This is a genomic window from Mycobacteroides sp. H003 (genome assembly GCF_001440135.1).
In the GTDB taxonomy this organism is placed as follows: Bacteria; Actinomycetota; Actinomycetes; order Mycobacteriales; family Mycobacteriaceae; genus Mycobacterium; species Mycobacterium gwanakae.
Window position 1 is genome coordinate 293,870 of record NZ_LJYL01000010.1, and the last position, 14,001, is coordinate 307,870.

Here is a 14,001-nt window from a genome sequence, read left to right on the forward strand (position 1 = left end):
GGGCATCATCGCAGGGCTTCGGGGGCCGTTTTGATCACGTCGTCCCAGAGCGGCTGGAACTGGAACCATCCGGCGACGGGGGTGCCGATCTGGTTGTAGACCGAGACGGCGGTGTCATGGTCGATCGATCGCGGTTCACCGGCGGCCATGGCGAGCAGCTGCGCCTGGCAGGAGCGTTCCATCGTGATGAACCACCAGGCGGCCTCCGCCACCGAGTGGCCCACGGTAAGCAGCCCGTGATTCTGCAAGATCACCGCCTTGGTGGACCCGAGCGCGGATCCGATCGCCCGGCCTTCTTCGAGGTCGCTGACCACGCCGCGGTAGTCGGTGTACACCGCGTGGTCTTCGTAGAAGGCGCATGCATCCTGCGTGATGGGCAGTAGCGGCCGCCCCAGCGATGAGAACGCCTTGCCATGTATCGAGTGCGCGTGCGCCGCCGCGATCACACCGGGCCTGGCCTTGTGCACCTCGGAGTGAATGCAGAACGCCGCCCTGTTCACCGGCCGGCTGCCGGTGATCACGTTGCCGTCGTGATCGACCTGGATCAGGTCGGACACCGTGATGTGACGGAAGTTCATGCCGAAGGGGTTCACCCAGAACGTGTCGGGGAACTCCGGGTCGCGGACGGTGATGTGCCCGGCCACCCCTTCGGAGAAGCCGAATGCCCCGAAGATCCGGAATGCCGCTGCCAACTCGCGCAGTCGGCGATCACGCTCCTGCTCGACCGTCGCTGCCGGTGCCGGACTCATCGGGACGGCATCGGCGGAACCGACCATGTACGCGGACAACCCTTCGTCCACCACAACATCTCCGGAGGTCATGTACCCACCTTTCAATACATATCTGTATCTGATGATCACAAGCTCCCCCCGCCGCGGAAAACCCGTCAAGAGGAGCAGCATCCGAAGATTCGGAGGCGAATAATGTTTGATTACAGATCAACCAGATGGCTGACCATTACGAATTGCCTTACCGCCATCTCGCAGGTTCTCCAGCTGTTTTGCACGCGCTCACTGTAGGATACGTATCTGTATCGAAAATACGTTTCACGGATCACACCACAGAAGGGGCGCCCATGCCGACCGGTTCGACGCGCCGACGCGAACAGACCCGCGCCCGCCTGATGGAGGCCGCACTCGACGTGTTCGCCGACCGCGGATTCCATGGCGCCAGCATCGAGAACATCTGCGAAAAGGCAGGATTCACCCGAGGAGCGTTCTACTCGAACTTCACGGGTAAGGATGAACTCTTCTTCACCCTGTTCGATGCCAGCAGCGACCAACTGATCGCCGCGCTGCGGGCAGCGCTGGATAAATGCCGCACGAGTCCCGACCCCATCAGCACCTTCATCGCCACCATCGACGACAAGGGGCCTGCGCAACGCCGCTGGTATCTCATCAGCATGGAGTTCACGTTGTACGCGATCCGTGAGCCCAGCGCCGCGGCGGTGCTGGCCGAGCACGACGCACGGCTGCGGCGCGAGGCCGCCGGCATCATCAACGAACTGATGACGATCGCGAAGCGGGAACTAGTCATCGATGCCGAGCTCATCGCCCGGCTTGCCACCGCGCTGCGTGAAGGCGTGGCCGCACAGTTCTACGTCGAACCTGAGCTGGCCGAGACACGCATGCTGGAACGCCTGGCCTTCCCCGCCATGCTGCGCGCGTTCTCTCAGCCCGCAGGGTCGATAGCCGGTATCGAATAGCGGTGCCGCCTACCCGGTGACGCCCCAGACCTCAAGCCGGTTGCCGCCCTGCCGCTTGGCGGAGTACATCGCATGATCGGCATCGGCGACCAATTGCCCAATGAGGTTGTCCGGAGCGGTATTCGACGTGGGCGATGGGCAGCTGGCAAGCCCGACACTCACCGTCACCGTGACCATGCCATCTAGAGATTCCGAACCTGCCCGGATCTGCTCGGCGACCTCTCGCGCCTGCGAGGCGGGCCCGAGTAGTGCGACGCAGAACTCCTCCCCGCCAACACGCCCAACGACGGCGTCGCTGCCCGAAATCGCCTTGATGTGCGAGCCCACATCGGCGATCACCTGATCGCCGACACCGTGCCCAAAACGATCGTTGATCTGTTTGAACCGGTCGATGTCGATCATGATCACGCTCAGCTCAGATCGATCAGTTCGTGCCGCCTGGGCCAGCGTCGTCGACTGATCATCGAATCCTCGCCGGTTGTGCAGGCCGGTGAGCGGGTCGATACCGGCCGCCCTGGCATCGCTGGTGAGCGCCAGCTGTGCGAAGTGGATGATCGGCGGCACCCCAACCAGCAGCGTCGCGGTGACCACCGAATCCGCCATGGCCACGGCCCAACCCTGCTGCAGGTCAATAGCGATCGCAAGGAAGGTCAGTGTGGCCAGAGATGCAAGCAAGTACAGAACGATGAGCCGGGCGCCGTGGAAGGAACATATGTAGATCGCCATCAGAGACAGGGAGATAAGGCCGTGCATGCCGGTGCCCCTGTCGGAGTCCGCGAAGCAGGCGATGCACACGGAGGCAACCGAAGTAACCGAAAAGACCACAGATTCGGATTCCTTCGGCAGCGGCCCTAACCACCAGCGCAGCATCCAGAAAAATGCGAGCAGGCTGGCCAGAATGTCGAGCCACCGCCATACACCCGTACGCGGCCCCATCGGCGAAAACTCCATCGCGAGTGGGATGAGGGCCAGTGCGCCGGCGCATCCGCCGACGGCAGCACGCAGCGCCACACGCATGGAGCGCGTCGAGAAGTAGCCCATCATCTGGTCGTAGCGTGACGGCGAGCTCCACCACCGTGTTAGGTCACCGAGAGGCAACGCGCTCGTGACTCCTCCGGTGCCGGTGAACGCACCCATGTATCCCCTATCGTGCTTCAGTTCATCCCGACCGAGGCAAGTATGGCAACACACGATCCCCAGAGTGGCAAGACTGCCCTCACGTGAAGACGATCTGGCGTGGTGGCGGCCGTGCACCCACATGTCGTACATGCCACAAACCGTTGTAAATCCGGCCGGTCTACTGAAAGCCTTTTCCGGAGCTAATCAATAAGCGGGGCAATGCCAGCACGAAGGAGCACACGAACTCACTATGGTCTCGATTCCGGTCTCGGCGAGGAACTTGTTCGCTCTCACTCTCGGCGACGGGGTGCGCCCACCCATACCAACCAGCCATGTTGCCCTGTTCGACGAGCCACACCGCCAGTTGCGCCGTTACGGCACTGACGATCCGCGCGAGTCCAGCGCTGTCCCAGTCCTGTTGGTTCCGCCGCTGGCAGCGTCGGCGACATGCTATGACCTCGCACCGGGTCAGTCACTGGTGGCGCACCTACTCGAGCAGGGTCGCACGCCCTACGTCGTCGACTACGGTGAGATCGGCTGGGCAGATAGACATCTGGGGCTAGAAGCCTTCTTCGCCGACATCATTCCGCAGGCCATCGAGCGCGTACTCATCGATTCCGGCAAGGCGCAGCTGGACCTGATTGGGTGGAGCCTGGGCGGCACCCTGAGCCTTTTAACCGCCGCAGCCGACCGCGGATTGCCGATCCGCTCGATCGTCGCCATCGGCACCCCGTTGGACTACGGACAAATCCCGGGATATCCCGAGGCACGCCGAATCACCAAACGCACCAACGGCTATGCCGTCACCACGGTGTTACGAGCGCTCGGCGGCATTCCTGCCCCGGTGGTACAGGCCGCCTATCGCGCCACCTCATGGGACCGAGAGATCAAGCGGCCCTGGTTCCTCCTGAACAATCTGGACAACACCGAAGCATTGGCCAAGGCCGAAGTGATCGACCGCTTCCAGGACGCCTTCCCTGGTTATCCAGGACGGGCCGTCTCGCAGATGTGGGGCCGATTCATCTATCACGATGAGATCGCCGCGGGCGTGGTCAACGTGGCCGGTTACACCCTCGATCTGACGGCTCTGACGTTGCCGATCCAGCTGTTCGGCAGCCACCGTGATGCCATCGCACCGTGGGAGTGTGTGCATCACGGCATGACGATGCTCAAGTCTGCGGACGTTCGGTTCACCACGGTGGAGGCAAGCCACCTGGGACTGGTGGCGCTGTCGGCCGGTGTCAACGAGACGTGGCCGGCCATCGATGACTTCTTGGCCGAACTGGACGGGCGCTAGTAGGTCGCCGGCGTCCGGAGCTGACCTCATCACTGCGTGCAGAGTATGAAGATCTCTTCTGCCCTGTACTTCTACTGTGGTCCCGGCTGGGTTCGAATTAGCCGCGACGAACTTTTGGACTACTGCCAATGACCTGGCAATCTGCCTGTCTAACAGCACTTTCCATCAGATTTGAAGTAACAGTACGCACCAACAGATACCAGCGCTATACTGCCTGGAACAGCCCACGGATAGCCCGACACAGCAACTATCACTGGTCATAAGATTTCCCGGCTGGATAAGAAGGGAAATAGCTTTAACATGATCAACACAAAACAACGCCGCATGGACAGCATTGCGACAAAAATCAAGGCGTGTCGGGATTGCAACGGCCTGAATGAACCGAGCGTCACTGAGTCAGCACCCGGCTACGGATCTGTGGACTCCCCCGTGATGATTGTTGGACAAAGCCTGTGCGAGCAGTGCATGGAGTCAGGAATCCCCTTCACAGGAGGAAGCGGCAAGCTACTCGACTCCGCGTTCGAACAAGCTCACCGCGCAAAGGGTGACCTGTTCATCACCAACGTGGTGCACTGCCACCCGCCAGGCAATCGCCCGTCGAAGCGCCACGAGATAGACAACTGCCACCACTTCCTACGCGATGAACTCGACATCGTTGAACCGGTGATGGCAATCGGCTTAGGGAAAGACGCCGAACGTGCGCTGACGTCGCTCTATCCAGATGCGCGAACCCTTCCGTGGCCATTCAATGCCCCGAGACTATCCGGCACTGCGCGCAGCCCCGACCTTCTGTTCGCGAAACATCCGTCCTGGATCAAGCGCCAACATGACTCGGGGTTGGAATACGACTACATCGCAAGCCTTGCCCGCGCGATCAGGTGGGCTTTCGATGTCCGGTAAGGCAGGCCATCGCGGGTGGGGCTGGATACGCAAGCGATCATCAGGGCGTTTTCAGGCAAGCTATATCGGGCCGGACAACGTACGACATTTTGCACCAACAACTTTCGAGTTAAAAATCGACGCAGAAGAATGGCTTACCCAAGAGCGCCGCGCGATACAAAACGCTATTTCGTCACTGACGCCCGTTGGCAGTTCCGGCACACAATTGATCTGGCTCAGCCCATCCGAACGCCTAGATCTGGCGACCGAAGTCAATCGCGAAACGCTAGAACAGTACGGAAAACGATGGATTGAACAACGAAACTTAAAGCCGCGCACCAAAATCCACTACAATAATCTGCTTGAGAAGCACATCTGCCCCAAGCTCGGCAACGTGGTGGTGTCCAACCTGAAACCGGCGATGGTGCGTGCTTGGTACGCCAAAACGCTGACCGACAAGCCCACATACCGCGCGCACGCCTACCAACTGTTGCATGCGATATGCGATACGGTCATTAAAGATGAACTGCTAGAACGCAATCCATGCATGATTGACGGCGCCACCTCCACTAAACGGACACGCGAGCCGGTCGTTCCGGACATCGCTCAAATGTCGGTGATCGCAGGCAAGATAGAGAAGAAATTCAAAGCGCTGGTATTGATTTCCGCATGGTGCGGTTTGCGGTTCGGCGAAGTAATCGAACTGCGCCGCAAGGATATTGGTGTCGGATGCGAAATCATCACCGTTGCGCGTGGCGTGACACATCGCAGCACCGACAACCCCGCTGAACGCTGTGTCATCAGCAGCCCGAAGTCAGGCAAGGGCCGCACGGTCGTTGTGCCGCCACATATCCGCGACGATATCGCTCACCATCTGGACACCTACGTCAGCGCTGAGCCTGACGCGCTGCTGTTCGTGCCGGTACGGGGCGGATGCCATGTATCTGATCGGGTGGTGCGTGATGCGTTCCGGCTCTCATGCGCCAGTGCCGGGGTGACCGGGATGCGCCTGCACGACATGCGTCACTTCGCAGGCCACCAGACGGCTCGTGTGGCCAATCTCCCCGAGACCATGGCCCGACTGGGGCACAGCACCCAAACCGCCTCGCTGCGCTATCAGGGGCAGGTGTCGGGCCGTGCCGTCGAGATCGCAGACCAACTATCCGCCCTGGCAGACACAACAGGTGGACGGCTAGTAATCTCTAAATGTGACTGACGACACACATCCCGGCGTGCTTGAAGGTAAGTACCGCGTGGCGGCACTGGCGCTCGCTGACTTAGCAGAAGACGACCAGCCTGAAAGCGAGTTCTTTCACCCGTGGGGCCGGGGAGGCCGTCTATGGCAGGCCGGTCGCTATGCATTAATTGCGCTCCGGCGAAAGATCGATCGCGGCGTTGACGATCTCAATGAAGACGAACAAGCCGCGATCGACAGTTATGCGAAATACAGCGAGGACATTCGCACGCTTGAGGCGGAGACCTATCTCAGCCACGCGCATTTTCACGCCCTCAAAGCCCTTCGGGCAGAGTATGGCTTGACTCTCGAATGGGTGGGGAACCGCTAGCCCATGGCGCACAAAGGTTGTACACACGACGATCTCGACACAGCACTCAAGTTTGGCCAGGTTCGCGGTCTTCGCCTCGTCCTTGCGAGCCTTCATGGCGATGACGATGCTAGACAGATCGCGCTAGATGAGCTTGAAGACTGCCCCGAGTGCCTCCGCTGTATGGCGAGCTATCTGGCCGGTATGGCTGGCTCTATCGGAGTGGCATTAGCTGAGAGCCACGGGTTTGACGCGGATGCCGCCGTACGCCAATTCGAGACACAACTCACCGAAGCAGTTGATGATTTGCCCAGTTGATCCTCTGTCGTTCCCGACAGGTCAGGTACCAGCCGGGACACGTAAAAGTATCAGCAGGTAACGACCATATTCTCGCAATACGGATGGCCTTGTGGGCTATCCGTGGGCTGTGTGGCCCGGTGGGAGTGCGCGCCGGATCGGTCCCATGGCTGCGGCCCTACGTCGCATCTCGGCTTGCGCCTCTACCGCATCCTCCAGCGATTGCATGCCCTCTGCCTCGCCACAGAACGGCCCCGTTTGACCGGCTAGCCTGCCGTACGGCTGGCGCTGCGCGTCATCGCGGCTCATTGGTCGCCCTTGCGATCTGACATTGCCTGATTCGTCGTCAGAGAATTCGACATCAATCGGCGAAAAAGAATCGGACGGTTCCAAGGGCGGGAGATCGGTCGATGACGCCAGGGCGGTGGGGGTATCGGAATCGTCGGCAATCCCCCGTGACCTGCGGTAATCGGCACGGCCACCGGCTGTGACCACCACGTCGGCGTCAAAGATCTCTTCAAACGGTTTGGCCGTAATCTCCACTGTCGCAACAGCTTTAGTGGTCACGCCGCCCCGGTCGAGCGCTTCGGTCATCGCTTTGAGTTTCACGGCGTCGTTGACGTTCGGGTCTACAGCCATTTTCAGCAGCTCTCGGGCCATCCGGTCGGTTGCCTCGGCTAGTCGTCGCCGTGCGGCTGCCTGCACCTGGGGAGCCTTGCCTCCATGGGTCGGGCACACCGTTGTGCCGTCCATCGCCGCACGTTGGCAGCGGTTTCCGTTCTTGCGGTGCGCCTTACAACGCCGCACGCCTGGCTTGGCCTTTTCGGCCCACCATTGCTCTGACCACTTGACGATACGTGAATTTGACGATGGCTCTACACCGATATTTCCCTCGGTATTTCCATCGCCGATTTCGGAAACATTTTCAGTCCCGTTAATCTCGCTCATTTTCGCCGTCCTCTAAATCGTCTATATCTTCATCGTCAAAAACTTCTTCAATCTCCCCCGCAAGTTGGCCGTCTCGCATCCACGGATTATCTTTATCCAGCCCCAGGGATTCACATACCTTGGAATAACACTCTCTACACAGATATTTCCTGAAAACATATCCATGCCCTAATCCCAGGATTACAAAACGGTCAGTTAAGTCTCTAGATAAATCCCTAGGATCGTCCACCTTAAAAATCACGTCTTCGCATGCGCCGCATTTCCGGATCACTACGGGCTGAACTCGTGAGCTATACATGACAAGCCTTGAACTGGTTTGCAGTTAGCCGATTTCCGGACCCTACCTGGAAAAGGGTGGAAAGGGTGGAACGTCCACCCTTACGCTCCGCGAAAAACGGGCAAAGGGTGCTTACCCGCGATTGATCTTTTTCTATATATCCTGGTGAAACACGTTTCGCCGAAACGCCGATTTTTCGAATTCCGCCGACAGGCGTCCACCCTTTCCACCCTTTCCACCCTTTCTCGTACATATCGCTTATCATTTGCTGTCGCTCCGTTCTAATAGCCGCAGCCGATAGCCTTTTGAGCCACGACCAGCACTCTCGATAACCTCAATAACTCCAGATTCAATTAATTCTTGTTCAACATGTTCTTCAAAAAACGAACGATCACGACTCACTAATTTCTTGCGAACGTTGGATCGCGACTCTTCGCCGCCGAAATCCTCAAGAATTGAAACCACGTTTTTCGTGACGCGTTCTATGCGTTCGGCGTCCATGTCTGCTCGTGCTTCCTCGGCGGCAACCGCACGCACTGTGTCCGCTCGTCCCCTCGCCCGGTTGGACGCCTGCGCTTTGTCGGCAAGGGCCGCAACCACACTGCGCCGAGTCGCGTCAGAAACCGCCATGACCATCCCGGCTAGCACCCAATCCTGGTCACTCACAGCATCATTGCGCCGATCTAGCCACATCAGGGCAGCGGCAATCTTCAACCGGCACAACAACCGGTGCCCGTCCAGCGGGTCTGTGTCGGTATCCCCGCGCAACATTTTGCGGCGGTGTTCATCTATCGCGTCCCGTGCCACGTCCGGGAGGCCCAATGTGTGCAGATCCCCTGCTTTGGCGGGCACATCGAGCAGACCGACCGCGCTCGTCGCGCCGAGCACCACTTTCGATGCGCTAGCACCTATCGGCCACACCGGCAGCTCGTAGGCTGCGGGGGCTGCGGGAGCGGTCTCGGGGATGTCCGGGTCGGTGGTCGGCAGCCACACGAACCGTTGCGGAGTACCACCGTCTGCGTCATCGAGCAGGCCACTGCCACGTCCGGGCTGAACACCCACGGTCAAGCACAGCCGATATCGGTACGCGCACAACCGAACCGCCTTGGCCGGATCGGCGTAGGAGAATCCCAACTCTTCACCGCTGTACGCGGAGCGCAATTGTGGCAATAGCGTCGAAGCGTTTCGCGCCGACAATGCCGCCAGGTTATCGACTTCGGGGGCATCGAACAGCACTGCCGATTCCAAACCCACCTGAGACCACACGCCACCCGATTTCTGTTTGTACGCAAATACTTTCGCCATCCCTTCCCCTGACCCCAAGGTGGCAGTCACCGTGGCGGGATCGGTGTGCAGCCAGCGACTCGCCGCACCGGAGGCACCGCCCTTACCGGCACCGGACGGACCAACCAAGGCCACAAACAAATTCAGGGACGCCTCGGACCCGAGCAGAGCGGGCAGCACCACATGCGGCGGGATCGCACACACCGCGCGTGCGAGCACGTACCCGAGCACCGCCCATGGCGCCACGCGGCGGGCTTGGGCGTACTGGCGTAGATCGGTCAGCACGTCGCGCGCGGACCAAAACCCCTCCTCGTCTATCTCGTCGGCGTGCGCAAACGTGAGGGCGTCGAATACCCCTGCTGTGTGGCGGTGGTCGGTGCCGAATTGTCGGTTGGCCTCCGCGCGCAGATCCTCTAGCGATCTCGACAGCGCTACAGTCACCCCGTTGACGACCAGGCGGTGGTATTCGTGCGCACCAATGTGGACGTCGAAATCTTCCCCGCGCTCTGTGTAGGACTCTCTTGCGGCGCTTTCGATTTCATCTATCGCTCGCGCGAACGGGTATAGGCCGATACGCGCCTCCCCGGCGGCTATGCGTAGCGCGTTGCGGGTTTCGTCGCGGGTTCCCGACCGTGCTTGGCGCACCGCACGCGTCAATGCCGCCAGTGCCTTGGGCCGGCCATTTTCGGTCGCCTCTACGATGAACTGGCGCACGATCTCATCAGTGATTTCTTCACCCCTACCGCCCTGGTGTTGGGCAGCGAACCGTGTCCCGACGCCGCGTAGGTAAGTCTGTGCGCTCTCGGGTAGCGCTGGCACAACACCAGGGCGGTGCCAGCGATATTGACCGCCCTCGCTACCGGCCTTGGGATGCGGCGAGGGTTGGGCGATGATCACTGAATTGCCTGACCTGATCTGACCGACCACGGTGCCGCCTGCGAGCGTCAGGTCACCGGAGATGAACGTCTCCGCAGTGGCGAACACGTAGTGCCCGCGCTCACCCGAGGCACGCGACGCCTGAAACATTCCCTCGCGCATCCACGCCAGCTCACCCGGCAGCACGTCGATATCCAGATCGAACGCCACCACACCGCTGCGACCGGTGTGCAAAGCAATAGATGCGTTCGGCCAACGGCCCCACCACGCGGCGATCTGGTCAGCGTCGGCACTGGACTTCTCCGGCCAGCCCTTACCGACATAGCTGCCGGGATTCTTGGGTCGGGCCGGGTTCACCGGGAGCACCGCCAGATGAGCTGATGCGTATGCGTGAGCCGCCTCTGCAGCCGATAGACCTGACACGTCGGGAATCACGATTGACGGCGCAGCGTCAGATGGGGACGTGCGTGTGGCCTTACGCCGAACGTGTTTCCGAGTCTGGCGGGTGTCGGTGGATTGCGTTACCATGGTGTGCGGTATGCCTTTCGAATTACCGACAGAACCGCCCTCAACAAACCCCCCGTTGGTGAGGGCGGTTCTTGTTTTCTAGGCGCGAAAGTCGGCTCGATTGTTGGGCCAGGAATGTCCTTGATCAGCCGGGGTTTAATCCCGTACCCAATGTGGCTGAAATTTCATACCGTGCCACATAGTTTTGCCAGCACACCGAACAGATTTTGAAAAACACAACCTTGTCCCACGGGCAAGCGAACGGAACAATGTTGATGTGAGTCGCCAGCATCCCTCTGCACGACGGTGAGAGCGGCCAGTCGCAACCGGGACCATCGAAGTTGTGCCCTGCGCCCGCGATTCTGGCGACGGTCTCGCGAAACATCATGTCGTAAATACGCTGGTAGTCGCTGTATCCCTGGATCACCCATCGGTGTTGAGGGTATCCGGCCAACACTGCGAATCCTGTGGCTGTGCGTACGTCTTGGTGCAGCTCATCCAACCCGTCACGGGCACAGGTATCCGCCAGTTTTTCGTAGGTTGTTTTTCCTCGGACAAGCAAGTCAAGAAAATCACCCGGAAGTCTGCCCATATTTAGGTAGTGACCTAATGGTGGTTCACCTTGTGGCCCCGACATGAAGTATTTTCGGTTCGTTTCGATCGCATGATCAACCATCGTAGGAATTACGCCTAAAGGTTCACGCTTTGCGTGAAGTATGTAGGCAATTTCTATCGCGGGATTCTCGCGTGCTTTTTGCGTCACAAATCGTTTGATATCGTCCACCTGCTTTAGGTAGCGATCACTCGATGCGGTTAATACATATTTTGGTACGTCGAACATTGGTTTGCCTCTCCAATTGGTTTAATGCCGAGTTATCCCGGTTGACTGCTGTCGATAGATTCGCCACCCCGTACCTGGCTTACCATCCACTTAACTAATCCACGCTCAGAAAAATAGATCGCCCCAGAGATCAGAAAATGTTCGAGCGTACGATCCATTACCGCCTTTTTTAGCGCATAGCGAGTGAGGTCGGGAATTCCCATTTCATTTTGAGCATGCGAGATAAGCTCCTCGTACCCACGAAATCTAATGACGGGGTCGGCCTCATCAATCATCGTCTGAAATTCGGCTCGAATTTTTGTGCTCTCAGGCACTACCGATAGGCTCATCGTATATTTGCCTCTCATTTCTTTTCTCGGAATACCTAAATACCCCCAGGTGGCGCTAGGAGGTCCACTTCGGATGTTCGAATGGAAGCACACCGAACCAACCTCTGACAATGCCTAACCACGAATCGAGTCGACCAATTTTCGACCTCAGTCGCCCCAATCCGATATCCGCTGATAGAAGGCTTTTGGACTAGCCCAAAACAAATAATAAAATAGTTTTTAAGTGGTTCTCACTCCGCCGTTGCTACAACCTCATTCGAGCTCAATGCAGACCGCACACCGGTAGCTTCGCTACGACACGCGTAGTAGTGCAGTCGATTTCGTACTATCCGACGTACTCTGAGGTCAACGGAACCACACGGCTCAAATTTCACGTGTGGGGAACTAGAACTGATTTGAGGTTTGTAAAATGGCTCGTCAAGGTATTCAGGCCAGCGGGGACGTTCTCGTCAATTCTCTAGCTGACGGCACAGATATTAATGCTGTATGGGAAGATTTGATTGCAGCTTTTGATCTCTACAATTCCGAACGCACAACGATCGCATCATTGTTGTCCTTCAAAACCATCAATTCTTCTGATGCGGTTCCACAGTCAGTCGGCAGCGCAAGTTTTGAAGTTGCGACTGAGCACGGTTTGCCGAAATCTGCAGGCACCCCCGCTGATGCACTGCTTCTCGGTTACGATTTCGATGATTTCGATTTACGTACTGCATTTACATGGAAATTTCTGCGCAACGCTGATCGCCGTCAGGTGGACGCAGTAATAAACGGTGTCATGGAGTCCGATAACAAGCTGGTCACCGGGACGATTCTTCGTCGTCTGTTCGACCCGACCGAGGGCGTCAATGAATTCGGTGCGCGAGTGTTCGGTTTGTACACCGGCGCTGACGGTGTCACTCCCCCACCGTATTTGGGCAATCAGTTCCCCAGCAATACGAACCACTATCTACCGACGCAAAACGCCACCCTTGATTCGCAAGATATTGAGGATGCGCTGAACCTGATCCGCATCAAGGGGTACGGGCTGGATTCTTCGTCTCAGTTGCTCATCATCGCCAATCCTGTTGAATCAGAGCAGATTCAGACATGGCGCTCCGGTAAGGAATCACGCTCGGGTGGCCCCATCGCCAAGCATGATTTCGTCCCCTCCGTCAAAGCACCTCCCTACCTCCAGCCAGAAAATATTGTGGGCCAACCTATTTCGGGTGACTATTACGGTCGCGAAGTACTCGGCTCCTATGGCCCCGCGTGGCTGCTCGAAACCTCTTTCGTCCCTGCCGGTTACGTGGCCGTGGTCGCCTCGGGCGGGCCGAACAGCGAGCGTAACGCGGTTGGCATGCGCGAGCACACAAACGTCGCCTATCAGGGGTTACGGACCATCCCCGGCAATTTCCAGGGCTACCCGCTCATTGACGCCTTCTACCAACGGTCCTTCGGCGTCGGTGTCCGGCAGCGCGGTTCGGCGGTGTGCTTGCAGGTGACCGCAGGCAGCACGTACACCGCGCCCACTTCCCTCATTCCGGTCTAGGCTAGGTGCGCTGTGGCACAGGATGATTCGGGCTACGTGCCGGTGGAGTACACGGCGGGATTGCCCACTGGCCCCATACCCGCCAGGGCGAAGGATGCCAGTGAATTCACCTACCTGCCGGGGGAATGTCCACACCGGTCCCCCGGCAGGCTAGGCCGTCAAACCGAACGCACCGGCATCGCAGACGGCCCACCTGGTTTGTACCCCACCGGCACGTAGCCCGATGACAGGACAGGCCATGAAGCGACGCACCTACAAGCGGGATCGGATAGGCCGATTCGCCAGCGCGGGAACCAAGATGACCGGCGCAGCCCTCGGGGCTGGTATCGGCGCTGCTGCGGGCTCCAAGACGGTTCGGTCGGCGGTACGTAAGGCCACCGTTCCCGGATCGGTCAAGGTCAGTCGCACCGTGACCAAGACACAGGCCAGGGTTTCAGCGTCGGCAGCATATGCCGTGGGTGGCGTCCGGGTGGATCTGGCCGGTAGCGCCACGATCACACGGCCCACGCCAACCGCTGGCCGCAAACGTGCCCGGTAGAGGTTGCCTTTCATTCCCCTCTACCAGCACGC

General features: G+C 59.0%; 15 protein-coding genes. 8 read left to right on the forward strand and 7 right to left on the reverse strand.

Translation table 11 applies throughout. The features are described 5' to 3' along the window. Positions 1–5: 5 nt before the first annotated feature. A complete protein-coding gene (locus tag AOT87_RS07330; protein ID WP_057966915.1) occupies positions 6–821 on the reverse strand; it encodes a class II aldolase/adducin family protein in 816 nt (271 codons plus the stop codon). A gap of 254 nt (positions 822–1,075) precedes the next feature. Here AOT87_RS07330 and AOT87_RS07335 point away from each other — a divergent pair, with 254 nt between their 5' ends. Further along, a complete protein-coding gene (locus AOT87_RS07335) occupies positions 1,076–1,705 on the forward strand; it encodes a TetR/AcrR family transcriptional regulator (protein WP_057966914.1) in 630 nt (209 codons plus the stop codon). A gap of 9 nt (positions 1,706–1,714) precedes the next feature. On the opposite strand, the gene AOT87_RS07340 is transcribed toward AOT87_RS07335, so the two are convergent. Beyond that, a complete protein-coding gene (locus tag AOT87_RS07340) occupies positions 1,715–2,842 on the reverse strand; it encodes a diguanylate cyclase (RefSeq protein ID WP_057966913.1) in 1,128 nt (375 codons plus the stop codon). A 232-nt stretch (positions 2,843–3,074) separates the two neighbouring features. Here AOT87_RS07340 and AOT87_RS07345 point away from each other — a divergent pair, with 232 nt between their 5' ends. The 4 genes from AOT87_RS07345 to AOT87_RS07360 all read left to right on the forward strand — a co-directional run bounded on the left by AOT87_RS07345 (position 3,075) and on the right by AOT87_RS07360 (position 6,565). After that, positions 3,075–4,121: an alpha/beta fold hydrolase gene (locus AOT87_RS07345; RefSeq protein WP_057966912.1), complete on the forward strand. Its 1,047-nt coding sequence runs from the start codon at positions 3,075–3,077 to the stop codon at positions 4,119–4,121. 300 nt (positions 4,122–4,421) lie between these two features. Beyond that, complete coding sequence (locus tag AOT87_RS07350) at positions 4,422–5,021, forward strand: uracil-DNA glycosylase family protein (protein ID WP_057969541.1); 600 nt, start codon at positions 4,422–4,424, stop codon at positions 5,019–5,021. Then, entirely contained in the window at positions 5,011–6,216 is a 1,206-nt protein-coding gene (locus AOT87_RS07355) for a site-specific integrase (protein ID WP_057969542.1), read from the forward strand. The genes AOT87_RS07350 and AOT87_RS07355 overlap by 11 nt, the downstream gene beginning before the upstream one ends. Continuing rightward, positions 6,209–6,565 (forward strand): hypothetical protein, encoded by a 357-nt coding sequence (locus tag AOT87_RS07360; protein ID WP_131727309.1) that lies wholly within the window; start codon positions 6,209–6,211, stop codon positions 6,563–6,565. The genes AOT87_RS07355 and AOT87_RS07360 overlap by 8 nt, the downstream gene beginning before the upstream one ends. A 393-nt stretch (positions 6,566–6,958) precedes the next feature. On the opposite strand, the gene AOT87_RS07370 is transcribed toward AOT87_RS07360, so the two are convergent. From AOT87_RS07370 to AOT87_RS07385, 5 genes are all read right to left on the reverse strand, one after another. Then, positions 6,959–7,789, reverse strand: a complete 831-nt coding sequence (locus tag AOT87_RS07370) for a DUF2043 domain-containing protein (RefSeq protein ID WP_057969545.1) — start codon at positions 7,787–7,789, stop codon at positions 6,959–6,961. Continuing rightward, positions 7,776–8,030 carry a hypothetical protein gene (locus tag AOT87_RS28635; RefSeq protein WP_131727308.1) on the reverse strand — a complete coding sequence of 85 codons (255 nt, stop codon included), beginning with the start codon at positions 8,028–8,030 and terminating at the stop codon, positions 7,776–7,778. The genes AOT87_RS07370 and AOT87_RS28635 overlap by 14 nt, the downstream gene beginning before the upstream one ends. A 297-nt stretch (positions 8,031–8,327) precedes the next feature. Next, entirely contained in the window at positions 8,328–10,754 is a 2,427-nt protein-coding gene (locus AOT87_RS07375) for a bifunctional DNA primase/polymerase (protein WP_081343303.1), read from the reverse strand. Between the two features lie 124 nt (positions 10,755–10,878). After that, positions 10,879–11,574, reverse strand: coding sequence for a hypothetical protein (locus tag AOT87_RS28640; RefSeq protein ID WP_131727307.1), 696 nt, complete (start codon positions 11,572–11,574; stop codon positions 10,879–10,881). A gap of 32 nt (positions 11,575–11,606) precedes the next feature. Then, entirely contained in the window at positions 11,607–11,888 is a 282-nt protein-coding gene (locus AOT87_RS07385) for a hypothetical protein (protein WP_057969548.1), read from the reverse strand. 424 nt (positions 11,889–12,312) lie between these two features. On the opposite strand from AOT87_RS07385, the gene AOT87_RS07390 reads away from it, so the two are divergent. The 3 genes from AOT87_RS07390 to AOT87_RS07395 are packed head-to-tail and all read left to right on the forward strand — an operon-like array spanning position 12,313 to position 13,969. Beyond that, positions 12,313–13,431 carry a hypothetical protein gene (locus AOT87_RS07390; protein ID WP_057969549.1) on the forward strand — a complete coding sequence of 373 codons (1,119 nt, stop codon included), beginning with the start codon at positions 12,313–12,315 and terminating at the stop codon, positions 13,429–13,431. A gap of 12 nt (positions 13,432–13,443) precedes the next feature. Further along, a complete protein-coding gene (locus tag AOT87_RS27600) occupies positions 13,444–13,650 on the forward strand; it encodes a hypothetical protein (protein WP_081343304.1) in 207 nt (68 codons plus the stop codon). 19 nt (positions 13,651–13,669) lie between these two features. Further along, positions 13,670–13,969 (forward strand): hypothetical protein, encoded by a 300-nt coding sequence (locus AOT87_RS07395; protein WP_234796423.1) that lies wholly within the window; start codon positions 13,670–13,672, stop codon positions 13,967–13,969. Positions 13,970–14,001 lie beyond the last annotated feature (32 nt).